Origin of the sequence: Bradyrhizobium sp. CB82, assembly GCF_029714405.1 — a bacterium.
Classification (GTDB): domain Bacteria; phylum Pseudomonadota; class Alphaproteobacteria; order Rhizobiales; family Xanthobacteraceae; genus Bradyrhizobium.
Genome location: NZ_CP121650.1, coordinates 4,052,344 through 4,066,507, shown reverse-complemented (window position 1 = coordinate 4,066,507; position 14,164 = coordinate 4,052,344). Strand labels below are relative to the sequence as shown.

18 protein-coding genes and 1 pseudogene are annotated in these 14,164 nt (G+C 63.4%); 9 read left to right on the top strand and 10 right to left on the bottom strand.

The genetic code is table 11. From position 1 onward, the window contains the following. The first annotated feature begins 75 nt into the window (after positions 1 to 75). Genes QA640_RS19500 through QA640_RS19485 form a run of 4 tightly spaced genes read left to right on the top strand, consistent with a single transcriptional unit; the run spans position 76 to position 3,695 of the window. Positions 76 to 1,854 (top strand): cbb3-type cytochrome c oxidase subunit I, encoded by a 1,779-nt coding sequence (locus QA640_RS19500; protein WP_283042204.1) that lies wholly within the window; start codon positions 76 to 78, stop codon positions 1,852 to 1,854. After that, positions 1,851 to 2,558 (top strand): cytochrome c oxidase subunit 3, encoded by a 708-nt coding sequence (locus QA640_RS19495; RefSeq protein ID WP_283042203.1) that lies wholly within the window; start codon positions 1,851 to 1,853, stop codon positions 2,556 to 2,558. Before QA640_RS19500 ends, QA640_RS19495 begins: the two co-directional genes overlap by 4 nt. Positions 2,559 to 2,573: 15 nt before the next feature. Continuing rightward, a complete protein-coding gene (locus QA640_RS19490; protein ID WP_283042202.1) occupies positions 2,574 to 3,296 on the top strand; it encodes a heme-copper oxidase subunit III family protein in 723 nt (240 codons plus the stop codon). A 9-nt stretch (positions 3,297 to 3,305) separates the two neighbouring features. Continuing rightward, the gene (locus QA640_RS19485; RefSeq protein ID WP_283042201.1) at positions 3,306 to 3,695 is read left to right on the top strand and encodes a cytochrome C oxidase subunit IV family protein; all 390 of its coding nucleotides are present in this window, start codon (positions 3,306 to 3,308) and stop codon (positions 3,693 to 3,695) included. A gap of 162 nt (positions 3,696 to 3,857) precedes the next feature. On the opposite strand, the gene QA640_RS19480 is transcribed toward QA640_RS19485, so the two are convergent. The 3 genes from QA640_RS19480 to QA640_RS19470 are packed head-to-tail and all read right to left on the bottom strand — an operon-like array spanning position 3,858 to position 7,366. Then, a complete protein-coding gene (locus QA640_RS19480; RefSeq protein WP_283042200.1) occupies positions 3,858 to 5,615 on the bottom strand; it encodes an NAD+ synthase in 1,758 nt (585 codons plus the stop codon). Positions 5,616 to 5,619: 4 nt separating this feature from the next. Continuing rightward, complete coding sequence (locus QA640_RS19475; protein WP_283042199.1) at positions 5,620 to 5,973, bottom strand: diacylglycerol kinase; 354 nt, start codon at positions 5,971 to 5,973, stop codon at positions 5,620 to 5,622. Between the two features lie 4 nt (positions 5,974 to 5,977). Further along, positions 5,978 to 7,366: a 3-deoxy-7-phosphoheptulonate synthase class II gene (locus QA640_RS19470; RefSeq protein ID WP_283042198.1), complete on the bottom strand. Its 1,389-nt coding sequence runs from the start codon at positions 7,364 to 7,366 to the stop codon at positions 5,978 to 5,980. Positions 7,367 to 7,582: 216 nt separating this feature from the next. Here QA640_RS19470 and QA640_RS19465 point away from each other — a divergent pair. After that, a pseudogene (locus QA640_RS19465) lies at positions 7,583 to 7,723 on the top strand (alpha/beta hydrolase); the annotation flags it as partial. Between the two features lie 93 nt (positions 7,724 to 7,816). Here the strand turns inward: QA640_RS19465 and QA640_RS19460 are convergent. The 5 genes from QA640_RS19460 to QA640_RS19440 form a co-directional block, all read right to left on the bottom strand. Then, entirely contained in the window at positions 7,817 to 8,080 is a 264-nt protein-coding gene (locus tag QA640_RS19460; protein WP_283042197.1) for a hypothetical protein, read from the bottom strand. Between the two features lie 218 nt (positions 8,081 to 8,298). Continuing rightward, positions 8,299 to 8,895, bottom strand: coding sequence for a TIGR00645 family protein (locus QA640_RS19455; RefSeq protein ID WP_283042196.1), 597 nt, complete (start codon positions 8,893 to 8,895; stop codon positions 8,299 to 8,301). 41 nt (positions 8,896 to 8,936) lie between these two features. Beyond that, positions 8,937 to 9,581 (bottom strand): TerC family protein, encoded by a 645-nt coding sequence (locus tag QA640_RS19450; RefSeq protein ID WP_283042195.1) that lies wholly within the window; start codon positions 9,579 to 9,581, stop codon positions 8,937 to 8,939. Then, positions 9,578 to 9,940, bottom strand: a complete 363-nt coding sequence (locus QA640_RS19445) for a hypothetical protein (RefSeq protein ID WP_283042194.1) — start codon at positions 9,938 to 9,940, stop codon at positions 9,578 to 9,580. Before QA640_RS19445 ends, QA640_RS19450 begins: the two co-directional genes overlap by 4 nt. A 2-nt stretch (positions 9,941 to 9,942) precedes the next feature. Next, on the bottom strand, positions 9,943 to 10,416 hold the full coding sequence (locus QA640_RS19440) for a TerB family tellurite resistance protein (protein ID WP_283042193.1): 474 nt from the start codon (positions 10,414 to 10,416) through the stop codon (positions 9,943 to 9,945). Between the two features lie 361 nt (positions 10,417 to 10,777). Between QA640_RS19440 and QA640_RS19435 the strand changes: the two genes are divergently transcribed. Together QA640_RS19435 and QA640_RS19430 are read left to right on the top strand one after the other, a co-directional pair. Beyond that, positions 10,778 to 11,152, top strand: a complete 375-nt coding sequence (locus QA640_RS19435; RefSeq protein ID WP_283042192.1) for a winged helix-turn-helix domain-containing protein — start codon at positions 10,778 to 10,780, stop codon at positions 11,150 to 11,152. A gap of 337 nt (positions 11,153 to 11,489) precedes the next feature. Next, positions 11,490 to 12,038, top strand: a complete 549-nt coding sequence (locus QA640_RS19430; protein ID WP_283042191.1) for an NUDIX hydrolase — start codon at positions 11,490 to 11,492, stop codon at positions 12,036 to 12,038. Between the two features lie 137 nt (positions 12,039 to 12,175). On the opposite strand, the gene QA640_RS19425 is transcribed toward QA640_RS19430, so the two are convergent. Continuing rightward, positions 12,176 to 12,535 (bottom strand): hypothetical protein, encoded by a 360-nt coding sequence (locus QA640_RS19425; protein ID WP_283042836.1) that lies wholly within the window; start codon positions 12,533 to 12,535, stop codon positions 12,176 to 12,178. Between QA640_RS19425 and QA640_RS19420 the strand changes: the two genes are divergently transcribed. Together QA640_RS19420 and QA640_RS19415 are read left to right on the top strand one after the other, a co-directional pair. After that, complete coding sequence (locus QA640_RS19420) at positions 12,458 to 12,658, top strand: hypothetical protein (RefSeq protein ID WP_283042190.1); 201 nt, start codon at positions 12,458 to 12,460, stop codon at positions 12,656 to 12,658. The two genes, QA640_RS19425 and QA640_RS19420, sit on opposite strands and share 78 nt — an antisense overlap. After that, positions 12,567 to 12,767, top strand: coding sequence for a hypothetical protein (locus QA640_RS19415; protein WP_283042189.1), 201 nt, complete (start codon positions 12,567 to 12,569; stop codon positions 12,765 to 12,767). Before QA640_RS19420 ends, QA640_RS19415 begins: the two co-directional genes overlap by 92 nt. Positions 12,768 to 12,773: 6 nt before the next feature. Here the strand turns inward: QA640_RS19415 and gor are convergent, their stop codons facing one another. Next, positions 12,774 to 14,162, bottom strand: coding sequence for a glutathione-disulfide reductase (gene gor / locus QA640_RS19410; protein WP_283042188.1), 1,389 nt, complete (start codon positions 14,160 to 14,162; stop codon positions 12,774 to 12,776). Between the last annotated feature and the right edge of the window lie 2 nt (positions 14,163 to 14,164).

The following is a 14,164-nucleotide window of genomic DNA, read 5'->3' as shown; positions in this document are numbered from 1 at the left end:
TGCCGCGAAACATAGATCGGGCGCGCGAGCCAGCGCATTTCATCCGCCCGAAGGAAACGACCGAGGAGGTACTCTATGGTCGATGTTCCATATGATGGGATCGCCGGCATTCCGCCTGCCGAAGTGCCCGATGTCGAGCTCTACCATCCGAAGAGTTGGTGGACACGGTATGTCTTTTCGCAGGATGCCAAGGTCATTGCCGTCCAGTACGCGCTGACAGCTTCGGCCATTGGGCTGGTTGCTTTGGTCCTGTCGTGGCTGATGCGGCTGCAACTGGGATTTCCCGGCACCTTCTCCTTCATCGATGCCAATGAGTACCTCCAGTTCATCACCATGCACGGCATGATCATGGTGATCTACCTGCTCACGGCGTTGTTCCTGGGAGGCTTCGGCAACTACCTGATCCCGCTGATGGTCGGCGCCCGGGACATGGTCTTCCCCTATGTGAACATGCTGAGCTACTGGGTCTACCTGCTCGCAGTCCTGGTCCTGGCCTCGACATTCTTCGTGCCGGGAGGCCCGACCGGCGCCGGCTGGACGCTGTACCCGCCGCAGGCGATTCTCTCCGGCACACCCGGGCAGGATTGGGGCATCATTCTCATGATGTCGTCGCTGATCCTGTTCATCATCGGCTTCACCATGGGCGGGCTGAACTATGTGGTGACGGTGCTGCAGGCGCGCACCCGCGGCATGACGCTGATGCGTCTGCCCTTGACGGTGTGGGGCATTTTCACCGCCACCGTCATGGCACTGCTGGCATTCCCCGCGCTCTTCGTTGCCTCGGTGATGCTGCTGCTCGACCGTCTGTTGGGCACCAGTTTCTTCATGCCCTCGCTCGTCGAGATGGGCACGCTGTCGAAATATGGCGGCGGCAGTCCGCTGCTTTTCCAGCACCTGTTCTGGTTCTTCGGCCATCCCGAAGTCTACATCGTCGCGCTCCCCGCCTTCGGCATCGTCTCGGATCTGATCAGCACGCATGCGCGCAAGAACATCTTTGGTTATCGGATGATGGTCTGGGCCATCGTGGCCATCGGCGCGCTCAGCTTCATCGTCTGGGCGCACCACATGTATGTGAGTGGCATGTTCCCGCAATTCGGGTACTTCTTCGCCACGACGACGCTGATCATCGCAATCCCCACGGCGATCAAGGTCTACAACTGGGTGCTGACCCTGTGGCGCGGCGACATTCATCTCACGGTGCCGATGCTGTTTGCCCTCGGCTTCATCATCACCTTCGTGAACGGCGGACTCACCGGCCTCTTCCTCGGCAACGTCGTCGTGGACGTGCCCCTCTCCGATACCATGTTCGTCGTGGCGCATTTCCACATGGTGATGGGTGTGGCACCAATCATGGTCGTGCTTGGGGCAATCTATCATTGGTATCCCAAGGTCACGGGACGAATGCTGAACGACGTGCTCGGCAAGTTTCATTTCTGGGTCACCTTCCTCGGCGCCTACCTGATCTTCTTCCCCATGCACTACCTTGGACTGCTGGGGGTTCCGCGTCGTTATTTCGAACTCGGCGACGCGGCGTTCATCCCGCCGTCGGCGCATTCACTGAATGCCTTCATCTCCGTGGTGGCCCTGACCGTCGGCTTCAGCCAAATGGTGTTCCTGTTCAATCTCTTCTGGAGTCTGTTCAAAGGTGAGCCCTCAGGCGGCAATCCATGGCGCGCGACGACGCTGGAGTGGCAGACGCCGGAGACGCCGCCCGGCCACGGCAACTGGGGCAAGGAGCTCCCGATCGTCTATCGCTGGGCGTATGATTACAGCGTACCGGGCGCCGAGCAGGACTTCATTCCGCAGAACCAGCCGCCGCGTGCGACGCCGGCCGTTCAGGGAGCCGCTTCGTGAGCGCCATCATCCTGTTCCTGGCTGTGATTGCGGTCATCGCGGGATGGTGGCTGTCGCAGCAACGGCTGACGGCAAAACCCTGGCTGGAGGAAGGTCCGATGAGTGACTTCCCCGGCACGGACGCCATGACCTGGCCGGCAGCGAAGATCGGACTTGGCGTGTTTCTCGCCGTCGCAAGCGGATTGTTCGTGCTCTTCATCAGCGCTTACTCCATGCGCATGGCCATGGTGGACTGGCGGGCCCTGCCCGTGCCGACCCTGCTGTGGTTCAACACGGGCGTCCTGGTCCTGAGCAGCGTCGCGCTGCAATGGTCGTATGTGGCCGCGCGCCGACACGACATTGACGGCGTCATGGTGGGCCTGCTCGCAGGCGGAGCATCTGCAGTTATCTTCCTCGCCGGGCAGCTTCTGGCCTGGCAACAGCTCAACGCCGCCGGATATTTCATGGCGTCCAATCCCGCCAATTCCTTCTTCTACCTGTTGACTGCGGTGCACGGGCTGCACCTGACGGGCGGCCTGGTGGCGCTTGGCAGAACCTCGGCCAAGGTGTGGCGACACGACGCTGCGACGGATGACATAAGTCTGAGCGTGGAGCTGTGCACCATCTACTGGCATTTCCTGCTGCTGGTCTGGCTGGTCCTGCTCGGTCTGCTGACCGGCTGGACCGACCATTTCGTCGACATCTGTCGCCAATTGCTGAGCTAGGGAGGGCGAAACCAGATGGCCGAGACCATGCTGACGAATACGGAACAAGGCGCCGGGCGACTTCCGGGCTGGCGTGGCATCGCCGCCGACTGGGCGTCCGATCAGCGGGCCTTCAAGAATGTGTCCTGGGGCAAGGCCATGATGTGGATCTTCCTCCTCAGCGACACATTCATCTTCAGTTGCTTCCTGCTGTCCTACATGACGGCGCGCATGTCGACGACCGTGCCGTGGCCCAATCCGAGCGAAGTCTTCGCGCTCAACTTCGCGGGCAAGCACATCCCGCTCATCCTGATCGCCATCATGACTTTCATCCTGATCAGCAGCAGCGGGACGATGGCGATGGCCGTCAATTTCGGCTATCGCCGCGATCGCGTCAGAACCGCAGCCTTGATGCTGGTCACTGCGGCGTTCGGCGCAACCTTCGTCGGCATGCAGGCTTTCGAATGGACCAAGCTGATCAGGGAGGGCGTCCGGCCCTGGGGCAACCCGTGGGGCGCGGAGCAGTTCGGCTCAAGCTTCTTCATGATCACCGGCTTCCACGGCACCCATGTGACGATCGGCGTGATTTTCCTGATCGCCATTGCACGCAAGGTCGGGCGCGGAGACTTCGACGTCGGGAGGCGCGGCTTCTTCACGAGCCGGAAAGGATACTACGAGATCGTCGAGATCATGGGCCTGTACTGGCACTTCGTCGATCTCGTGTGGGTGTTCATCTTTGCGTTCTTCTATCTTTGGTGAGGTCGGCGCATGACAAACGCAGCGTTACACATGGAAGGACAGCTCCAGGCTCATGCGCATGATGCAGCAGCAGAAGCGGTGCACGCCAAGGGTCAGCAGCATCCGATCAAGCTCTACCTCGTGGTCTGGGGTTGGCTGTTCGTCCTCAGCACTTGCTCCTATCTGGTCGACTATTTTGGCATACACGGCTATCTCAGGTGGTCCCTGATCCTGCTGTTCATGGTGTTGAAGGCCGGCCTCATCGTCGCCGTCTTCATGCACATGGCCTGGGAGCGGCTGGCCCTGGCCTATGCCATTCTGCTGCCGCCAATAGCCGTGCTGGTCTTCGTGTCGATTATGGTGCTCGAATCCGAATACACGCACCTCCTGCGGGTGCTGTTTTTCGCAACCCCGTCGTAGCACTCATCTGAGCTCACCACTGTCATGCCCCGCGAAGGCGAGGCATCTAGTACTCCTCGGCAGGAGTCAGTTTCTACAATTTCCGCCGCGGAGTACTGGATCATCCGCTTTCGCGGATGATGACACATAGACGTTGGCGTGACCGCCCGCCTCTCTCCAGTGTTACCCCTCGAACGCGTCGATCGAGGCGCTGCTGCAGCCCGAGAGCAGCGTCTCGTCAGGCTCGGGCAGCGGCTCACCCTTGTCGCGAAAGCGGTTGGTGATGGGATAGCGGCGGTCGCGGCCAAAGTTCTTGCGCGTCACCTTCACGCCCGGCGCGGCCTGGCGGCGCTTGTACTCGGCGATGTTGAGGAGATGGTCGATTCTAGCGACCATCGCGCGGTCGAAGCCGGCGGCAATGATCTCTTCCAGCGGCTCTTCGCGCTCGACCAGGCGTTCGAGCACCGCGTCGAGCAGATCATAGGGCGGCAGCGAATCCTGGTCGATCTGGTTCTCGCGCAACTCCGCCGTCGGCGGGCGCGCGATGATATCAGGCGGAATGACCTCGCCGGAGGGGCCAAGCGCGCCATCCGGCTTCCACGCATTGCGCAAGGCTGCGAGGCGAAACACCTGCGTCTTGTAGATGTCCTTGATCGGATTGAAGCCGCCGTTCATGTCGCCATAGAGGGTGGCGTATCCGACCGACATCTCCGACTTGTTGCCGGTGGTCACCACCATCAAGCCGGTCTTGTTCGAGATCGCCATCAGCAGCGTGCCGCGGGTGCGCGCCTGGAGGTTCTCCTCGGTGATGTCGGGCGGCAGATTCTTGAAGATATCGGAGAGGATGGTCCCAAAACCGTTCACCGCCTCTGCGATCGGCAGCACCTCGTACCGGATCCCGAGGTGACCTGCGAGTTCGCCGGCATCGGCGATCGAGCCTGGCGCGGTGAAGCGATAGGGCAGCATCACGCCATGCACCTGATCCGCGCCCAGTGCATCGACGGCGATCGCCGCACACAGGGCGGAATCGATGCCGCCGGAAATGCCGAGCAGCACGCCGGGAAAACCGTTCTTGCCGACATAATCGCGCAAGCCGAGCACGCAGGCCGCATAGTCGGCCTTGTCGCCTTCGGGCAGTTGCGCAACCGGACCCGTGCAGCGCCAATCGTCGCCGGTCTTGGTGAAATGCAGCGTGGTGATGCTCTCCTCGAATGCCGGCAGCTGCGCGGCAAGCGAGAGATCGCCGTTCAGCGCGAACGAGGCACCGTCGAACACCAGCTCGTCCTGGCCGCCGACCTGGTTGAGATAGACCAGCGGCAGGCCGCTTTCGGTCACGCGCGCGACCGCGACTGACAAACGCACGTCGCCCTTGTCGCGGGCGTAAGGCGAGCCGTTGGGCACGAGGATGATCTCCGCGCCGGTCTCAGCCAGCGTCTCGACGACGTTCTCGTAGTCCTCGGATTCCTCCAGCCAGATGTCCTCGCAGATCGGCACGCCGATCCGCACGCCGCGCACTGTCACCGGGCCGGCCGCAGGGCCGTGCGCAAACAGCCGCTTCTCGTCGAACACGCCGTAGTTCGGCAGGTTGGCCTTGAAGCGCAGGCCCGCGATGCGGCCGCCATCGAGCAGCGCGCAGGCATTGCAGAGCCTGCCGTCTTCGACCCAGGGCGTGCCGACCAGCATGGCGGGGCCGCCATCGGCGGTCTCGCGCGCGAGCTTTTCGATCGCGGAGCGGCAGGCGGCCTGGAAGGCTGGCTTCTGCACGAGATCTTCGGGCGGATAGCCGGCGATGAACAGTTCCGGAAACAGCACGAGATCGGCGCCGGCGCCCGCGGCGTGCGCCCGCGCCGCGCGCGCCTTCGCTGCATTGCCGTCGATATCGCCCACCGTCGGATTGAGCTGGGCGAGCGTCACGGCAAACTGGTTGACGCGTTCGGTCATCTGGCTAGATCAGCCCTACCCGCTCAACAATGGCGAAGATCCAGAACGCGCCCGCCATCAACAGCGCGACACCAACGGCGGCCGAGCCCATGTCCTTGACCTGACCGATCTGTTTGTCGTGATCGAGCGTCAGGCGATCGGCGAGCTTCTCGACCGCCGTGTTGAGCAGTTCGACGACCAGCACGAAGGCGACCGCACAGACCAGCTCGACCGAACGCATCGCGGTCGCGCCGATGAACCAGGCGAGCGGCAGCGACAGCAGGAGTGCAAAAATCTCCTCGCGGACGGCCTGCTCCGAGCGAATGGCGAAGGCCAGACCGTTGCGCGAATTGATCGTGGCCTTCCAGAGCCGCAGCAAGGTTTTAAAGGCCCGCTGCGGCCGGCATCGGCCTGGCCTTGCCGGCGCGATCCTGCTTGAGCAGCTCCGCGATCAGGAACGCCATGTCGATCGATTGCTCGGCATTGAGGCGCGGATCGCAGACCGTGTGGTAGCGGTCGTTGAGATCCTCGTCCGTGATCGCACGCGCGCCGCCGAGACATTCGGTGACGTCCTTGCCGGTCATCTCCAGGTGCACGCCGCCGGCATGGGTGCCTTCGGCCGCGTGGATCGCGAAAAACGACTTCACCTCCGACAGGATGCGATCGAACGGCCGCGTCTTGTAGCCGGTGGTGGAGGTAATGGTGTTGCCGTGCATGGGATCGCAGGACCAGACCACCACCCTGCCCTCGCGCTGCACCGCGCGGATCATGTTCGGCAGATGCTCGCCGACCTTGTCGGAGCCGAAGCGGCCGATCAGCGTCAGGCGGCCGGGCTCGTTGTCGGGATTGAGTACGTCGATCAGCTTCAACAGCTCGTCGGCCTTGAGTGACGGGCCGCACTTCAGCCCGATCGGGTTCTTGATCCCGCGGAAATACTCGACATGGCCGTGATCGAGCTGGCGGGTGCGGTCGCCGATCCAGATCATGTGGCCTGATGTCGCGTACCAGTCGCCGGTGGTGGAATCGACGCGAGTCATGGCCTGCTCGTAGCCGAGCAGCAGCGCCTCGTGGCTGGTGTAGAAATCGGTGGCACGCAGTTCGGGATGGCTCTCAAGATCGAGGCCGCAGGCGCGCATGAAGTTCAGCGCGTCCGAGATGCGGTCGGCCAGCTCCTTGTAACGGCGGGACTGCGGCGAATCCTTGAGGAAGCCGAGCATCCACTGATGCACGCTGCCGAGATTGGCGAAGCCGCCGGTCGCGAAGGCGCGGAGCAGGTTCAGCGTCGCCGCCGACTGGCGGTACGCCATCAGCTGCCGCTGCGGATCCGGCACGCGCGCTTCCTTGGTGAAGGCGATGTCGTTGACGATGTCGCCGCGATAGCTCGGCAGCTCGACGCCACCCACCTTCTCGGTCGGCGAGGAGCGCGGTTTTGCGAACTGCCCGGCGATGCGGCCGACCTTCACCACGGGGACGGCGCCCGCATAGGTGAGCACGACCGCCATCTGGAGCAGCACGCGGAAGAAATCGCGGATGTTGTTGGCGCCGTGCTCGGCGAAACTCTCGGCGCAGTCGCCGCCCTGGAGCAGGAATGCCTCGCCGGCCGCGACGCGTGCCAGCGCCTTCTTCAGATTGCGCGCTTCGCCCGCGAACACCAGCGGCGGAAAGCTCGCAAGCTGCGCCTCGACGTCGGCGAGCGCCTTGGCGTCGGGATAATCCGGGACCTGCAGCACGGGCTTGCTGCGCCAGCTCTCGGGTGTCCACCGCTCGGACATCGCAAATCCTCTTTCTAAAAGCAAAAACCGCAACCTGATCTGTGCGCGAGCCGCCTTATACACAGGCTAGCATCGCCTCGCCAGTTGTAAATCCATTTCCGCATGCAAGCGCTTGCGGGCAAAGCCGAATTCGCATTTGCTGGGGACCGTGGGAGAAATCTTGGGGCGTGCGCTGCTCATGGACGCGGCACGCGCGACGACGTCTTTACCGACGACATCAGCTTTCCGGCGGTCGACGGCTATTCGCTGACCGGCACCCTGTTCCTGCCGCGCGGGGCCAAGCGCCACGCCGTCCTGATCAATTCCGCAACCGCCGTTCCCCGCAAAGTCTATCGGGGCTTTGCCTCGTACCTCGCCAACCTCAAGGGTATCGGCCATTTCGGCTTCTTCCCCGACCACCGCGACACGCTCTGGCGCGGCATGGCGGAGTGGATCCAGGGGGAATGACGGCTAGCGCACCATGGTCGTCAAAGACGAGTAACGCTTGCCCGGCCGTGCTTCACCCGGCAAGAACTGCGCGAAGGCGTCGCTCACGCGGACCGCCGGCGGCGTATCGCTTGCGAAGCGAAACTCCTTCGGCCGCGGCGCGTAGAAGTCGCGGCTATAATAGGCGTCGTCGAAACGCGTCTCGTTGATGCCGAACAATGCGTCGCAGACGAACAGGAGTGCGTAGACTCCCGCAATCGCAACGACGATCTCTTTGAGAACAGACATGATGCCCCACCCTTTTCCGGGAAGAGTGCCCGCGGGTTCCAAAGGCCAGGTTTAAGGAAGCGCAGCACTTGTCGGGAGGGTTGCCCGCGGGTCGGCAAATTGCAGACAATTTGAACGAATGCGTACCATTGGGGTGCCGCGCCGGGGCTGCTCGGGCGCTGGGTTAGCTAGCTGCGTAGCCTCGCGCGCGCCACCTCTGAGCGAGGCCCAACGCCGGCTCAATGGCCCGCGGCTTTCGCGCGATCCGCCGCCTTGCGAGGTGCGGCCTCGCTGAGGCGATCGACCCAGGCGATCCCGATCGCGGAGACGATGAAGGTGATGTGGATGATGACCTGCCACATCACACCGCTCTCCGTGAAATTGCTGCGCGTGGTGCCGAGATTGCCGGCCTCGATGAAGGTCCTGAGCAGGGAGATCGAGGAGATGCCGACAATTGCCATCGCAAGCTTGATCTTGAGCACGCTGGCATTGACGTGGCTCAGCCATTCCGGCTCGTCTGGATGGCCGCGCAGGTTGAGGCGCGAGACGAAGGTCTCGTAGCCGCCGACGATCACCATCACGAGCAGGTTGGAGATCATGACGACGTCGATTAGTCCGAGCACGGTGAGCATGATCTGCTGCTCGTTGACGTCGGACCAGTGCGCGGCGAGATGCCAGAGCTCCTTCAGGAACAGGAGGACATAGACGGCCTGCGCGACGATGAGGCCCACATAGAGCGGCAATTGCAGCCAGCGCGAGCCGAAGATCAGGCGCGGGAACAGGCCGAGCTGCGGCGAGGCCGCGCGGCTCAAAGTTGCTTGAGATTCAGGCGTCATGGATCACTCCGGATGGCAGGCGAAGTCAGAAAGGCTTGGGATCAGAGGCTGGCGATGACCGGCGCGAGTTCGAGCGAGCCGCGCCAGATCATCTCGAAGGCGACGTAGACGATGATGGCGAGACCGACATAGGCGATCCAGCGCTGCTTCTGGAGCACGCGGCCGAGCAGATCGGCGGCAACGCCCATCAGCGCCACCGACAGCAACAGGCCGAAGGCCAGGATGAAGGGATGCTCGCGTGCAGCGCCGGCAACCGCCAGCACGTTGTCGAGCGACATCGAGACGTCGGCGGCGACGATCTGGAGCGCCGCCTGCCGAAACGTCTTGCGCGGCGCCAGCGTGCCGGCCGAACTGCCCGTTCCCGAGTGACCGAAGGCCAGCTCGCCGCGGCTCGCAGCCTGCTCACGCAGCTCGCGCCACATCTTCCAGCAGACCCACAGCAGCAGCACGCCGCCGGCAAGCAGAAGGCCAAGCAGCTGGAGAAGCTGGGTCGCTACCCCGGCGAAGATGATGCGCAGCACGGTCGCAGCCGCGATGCCGACGATGATGGCGCGGCGGCGCTGGCCAGTAGGCAAGCCCGCCGCGGCAAGGCCGATGACGACGGCATTGTCACCGGCGAGCACGAGGTCGATCAGCACGACCTGAAACAGCGCAGTCAGTGCCTCGGGGGTGATGAATTCGGTCATGTCTTGTCATTCGGGCGCGAGCCGGCGTCGAGCCAGTGCGGCTTGCGGCGCTCGATCCAGCCCAAAACTTTCGAGCGCTGCGAGCGCAAGCCGGGTACGTCCTCGGCGAGCAATGCGAGGCCGAGCGGCAGCATCCAGATGCCGAGCACTGGCAGGAACGACAGCACGCCGCCGACGACGAGCAGCACGCCGGCGGGCATCCTCACCCAGCGGTTTGAAGGCTGCAGCAGATAGGTGACCGTGCCGCCGACGCGCGGCGGCAGGCGGCCGATCAGCGCGTCAAGGCGCGGATCGCCGCCGGCGGCCTCACCGGCGGCGCGCTCGCGCGATCTCGCGTGATCGTCGGACGCCACGCTCATTCTCACGCTCCGGAGACGACGCGGCCTTCGCTGCGCGCTGCGACCGACGCGACCTGCTTCGATCGCGGCAGCACCAGCGTCAGCAGGCGCAACAGCTTGATCGCCTGCACCTCATGCGGATGCACGTCTTCGTCCGCCGCGGCGACACGTTCGGAAATGTCGACCAGATGCGCGGCCAGCGGCAGGTCCGACACCGGGCGCAGCGTGTCGATCACGACGCTGGCGAAATCAGGCTGCTCCAGCCGCTCGGCCAGCTCGTCGAACATCTCGGCCAGCCGCGCTTCGCTGACATGCGGGGCGAGCCCGCGTTCCCGGATGAAGCGGATCACCTCCTCGCGCTCGACTGCGGCGACGCGGCGGTCGGCGACGGCGACCAGCGCGCCGGCAATCACGAGCGCGGCGGCGGCCTGCTCGTGCAGGCTGGACGGTTCGGTGATCTCGCCCTGGATCGGGCTCAAAGGTTCTGCGTCAGTCATCATAGCTCCTCAAGCTTACGGTTGTGACCGCACGCGGGGGGCGATGAGGATGGCTGGTCGATGAGAGCAGGTGCGCTGGGCCCAACGATCGTCCAATCCAAACGCATTCGCGCGCGGGACAGGTCATCCGACATCACGAGGTTGGCCGAGGGATCGGCGGCCTCGTCAGAGGGGCCCGGATTCTGTTGAAGACAGAGATAAAGTTCGCTCCGACCAAATCAAGCCGGCCGAGCTGCGACCAGCAGCCGCGGGAACGGGCGTGCCGTTCATAAAATCGCCATAAGGGATATACCGCCCGTTTACCTTGTTCGCCGGCCTGCCCGGTGGCAATCTCGCAAACCGAGACCGAAGAGAGCCAGTCATGTCGCGCGCGGGCGCCAAATCGCTTCCCCAATTGAGCGTCCGTATCGATCTGGATGCCGAGGACCGGATCGGGCCAGGCAAGATCCAGCTCCTGGAGAACATCAGGGAGCACGGCTCGATCTCGGCGGCGGGACGCGCGATGGACATGTCCTACAAGCGTGCCTGGGATCTCGTCGACGAGATCAACCGCATCTGCGGGCACGCCGCGGTCGAGCCCCAGACCGGCGGCAAGAACGGCGGCGGCGCGATGCTGACCCCGTTCGGCACCGCCCTCGTCGCGCGCTACCGCAAGATCGAGCGCGACGCCGCGCGCGCCGTGCGCAAGGAGCTGATGGCCCTGAAGACGGACATCAAGCGCTCGCGAAAGGCGTGAGCGGTTCGAACGCGCATGGATAGCCCCCTCATCGTCCGCCCCGCCTTTCCCATCGATCTCCCACAACTCCTCGCGCTTTATCCGCACCTCGATCCCACCGATCGCATTCCCTTCGCTCAAGGCGCCTTATCGCTCAATTCATTGCCGCACAGGATGGAGCCAAAAATGGACGTGATCGCCGGAGCTCCACGCAAGCTCGTTAAATGCTGCTTCATGGACCGACGCTCTTGCTCAGGCGTTTGAATTTGTTATGGGCCGCGCGCGACGAACTGGAGTTGCCCGTGCGGGAACTGGCCAGTTAACCCAAACAACCATCTCACCAAGTGAGGAGGGTTTCTTGATTCAGCCCTGGACACTGTTGTCGAGCGAAATGGCCTTCGACCACCGTTGGTATAAGCTCCGGCGAGACACCGTCAAATTGCCTGATGGGCGCGTTGTTGACGACTACTTTGTCTCGGAGCGGCCCGGTGTGGCTATTGCGGTCCCGCTCACAACAGAAAACAATGTCATCCTCGTTCGGCAATATAAGCATGGCGTTCAGGCAATTACGTTGGAATTTCCGGCCGGCACCTTTCGGTCGGAATCACCGGCGACGGCAGCAGCGCGGGAACTTGAAGAAGAGACCGGCTATTCGCCGAACAGCATGATCGACTTAGGAACTTGCTTTGACGATTCAAGCAAGAATTCGAATCTCGTGCATATTTTCCTTGCAAGCGGATGTGTGCTGACAGGGAGGCAACGGCTTGACGAATTGGAAGCGGCGTCAGGAATCGAAGTTGTATTAATGTCGCTGCAGGAAGTAACTCAAGCGCTGGAAGACGGAGAAATAAAATCCATGTCTTCGGTTGCCGCGGGCTATAAGGCGCTCCGCGCAATCGGCGCATAAGGACGCGAACGATCAGGCTTTGGGCCGGCCCATCGATTTCAACTTGGTTTAAGAACGCATAAAACCTGCTATCGCACGAGGGGCACAGCGGGCCTCATCGATACTCTGATCTGCGGTGGGAATACGAGTACACGTCCCTAGTTCGGCCGTACTGTGATCTCGGGAGCCGGCTGAATCAGCGCCTCACCAAGCAGGCTTTGCTCGGCCTTCGGAATCGAGAAGCGGACCTTGAAGCCGTCCTCCGTCTCCAGCGTGATGATGCGCTGGGTCGCGTCGGTCGATTGCTCGACCACCCAGCCCGCCAGCGGATAGGCATAGCGCAGGCTCTGGTCGCCATAGCGGGCCTTCAGCGCGGCTTCGAGCAGGCCCGGCAGCGTCATGATCAGCGCGCGAACGCCGGCCAGCGGATCGCCGAGGCGATGGCACGCGGTGCTGACCTCGTCATCATCAACCGTTTCGGCATATGGGAGCGCGACGGAAGGGCTCGCGCACCTGATCGCGCGGGCGCTCGAGGCCGACATTCCCGTGATGATCGCGGTTTCCGGCGACCACTTCGCCGACTGGATCAAGTTCGCGGGTGGCAGGAGCGTCAAGCTCCGCTGCGACCGCCACGCGCTTGACACGTGGTCGGATCGTCTCGCGACGCGCGCCATGCCCGGTCGGGGCCGAGCATTCCACGGTCTGCGCCGTGCTGAAATGAACCTTGATCGCGGCAAGGTCGGCGCGTAAGGCGCCCTACTCCGCCGCCTGCCGCACGTGGCGCGCGGTCGGCGTGCGCATGGTGACGAGCTCTTCGGCCGCCGTCGGATGCAGCGCCATCGTGGTGTCGAAATCGGCCTTGGTCGCCTTCATCTTCACCGCGATGGCCACCGCCTGAATGATCTCGGCGGCGGCATCGCCGACGATGTGGCAGCCGAGCACGCGGTCGGAGGTGCCGTCGACGACGAGCTTCATCAGCACGCGGGTGTCGCGGCCGGACATCGTCGCCTTGATCGGGCGGAACGTCGTCTTGTAAATGTCGACGTGGCTGAATTGCGCGCGCGCTTCGGTCTCGGTCAGGCCGACGGTGCCGACCTCCGGCTGCGAGAACACGGCGGTCGGGATGTTGGCGTGGTCGACCCGCACCTCGCGCTTGCCGAATACGGTGTCGGCGAAGGCGTGGCCCTCGCGGATCGCAACCGGCGTCAGGTTGAAGCGATGGGTGACGTCGCCGATGGCGTAGATGCTGTCGACCGAGCTTTTCGAGAAACCATCGACCGCGATGCCGCCGTTCTTCGGATTGATGGCAACGCCGGCCTTCTCGAGGCCCAGATTGGCGACGGCGGGATGGCGACCGATCGCGAACATCACCTGGTCGGAGGCGACGCTCGATCCGTTCGACAGGTGGGTGGTGAACTCGTCACCGTGACGATCGACCTTGCTCACCGTACAGCCGGTAAGGATGGTGATGCCCTGCTTCTCCATCTCGCCGCGGACGTGGGCACGGACGTCGTCGTCGAAGCCGCGCAAAATGTTGTCGCCGCGATAGATCACGGTGACATCGGAGCCGAAGCCGGCAAAAATCCCGGCGAATTCCAGTGCGATATAGCCGCCGCCCTGGATCACGATCCGCTTCGGCAGCTTTTTCAGATGAAACGCCTCGTTGGAGGAGATCACATGCTCGATGCCGGGGATCGGCGCACCATGATTGGGCGCGCCGCCGGTGGCGATCAGAATGTACTTAGCCGTGAGCGTATTGTCGTTCTCGAGCAGGCGGATGGTGTGGGCATCCTCGATCACCGCGCGGCTCTTGACGATGCGCGCGCCCGACTTCTCGACGTTGGTGGTGTAGGCCGCCTCGAGCCGCGCGATCTCCTTGTCCTTGTTGGCGATCAGCGTCGGCCAGTCGAAGCTCGCGGGAGGAACGGTCCAGCCGAAGCCCGCGGCATCCTCGATCTCCTGGCGCACATGCGATCCGATCACGAACAGCTTCTTCGGCACGCAGCCGCGAATCACGCAGGTACCGCCCATGCGATACTCTTCCGCGACCATCACGCGCGCACCATGACCGGCCGCGATGCGAGCGGCGCGCACGCCACCCGAACCGCCACCGATGACAAAGAGGTCGACGTCGAATTCAGCCATTG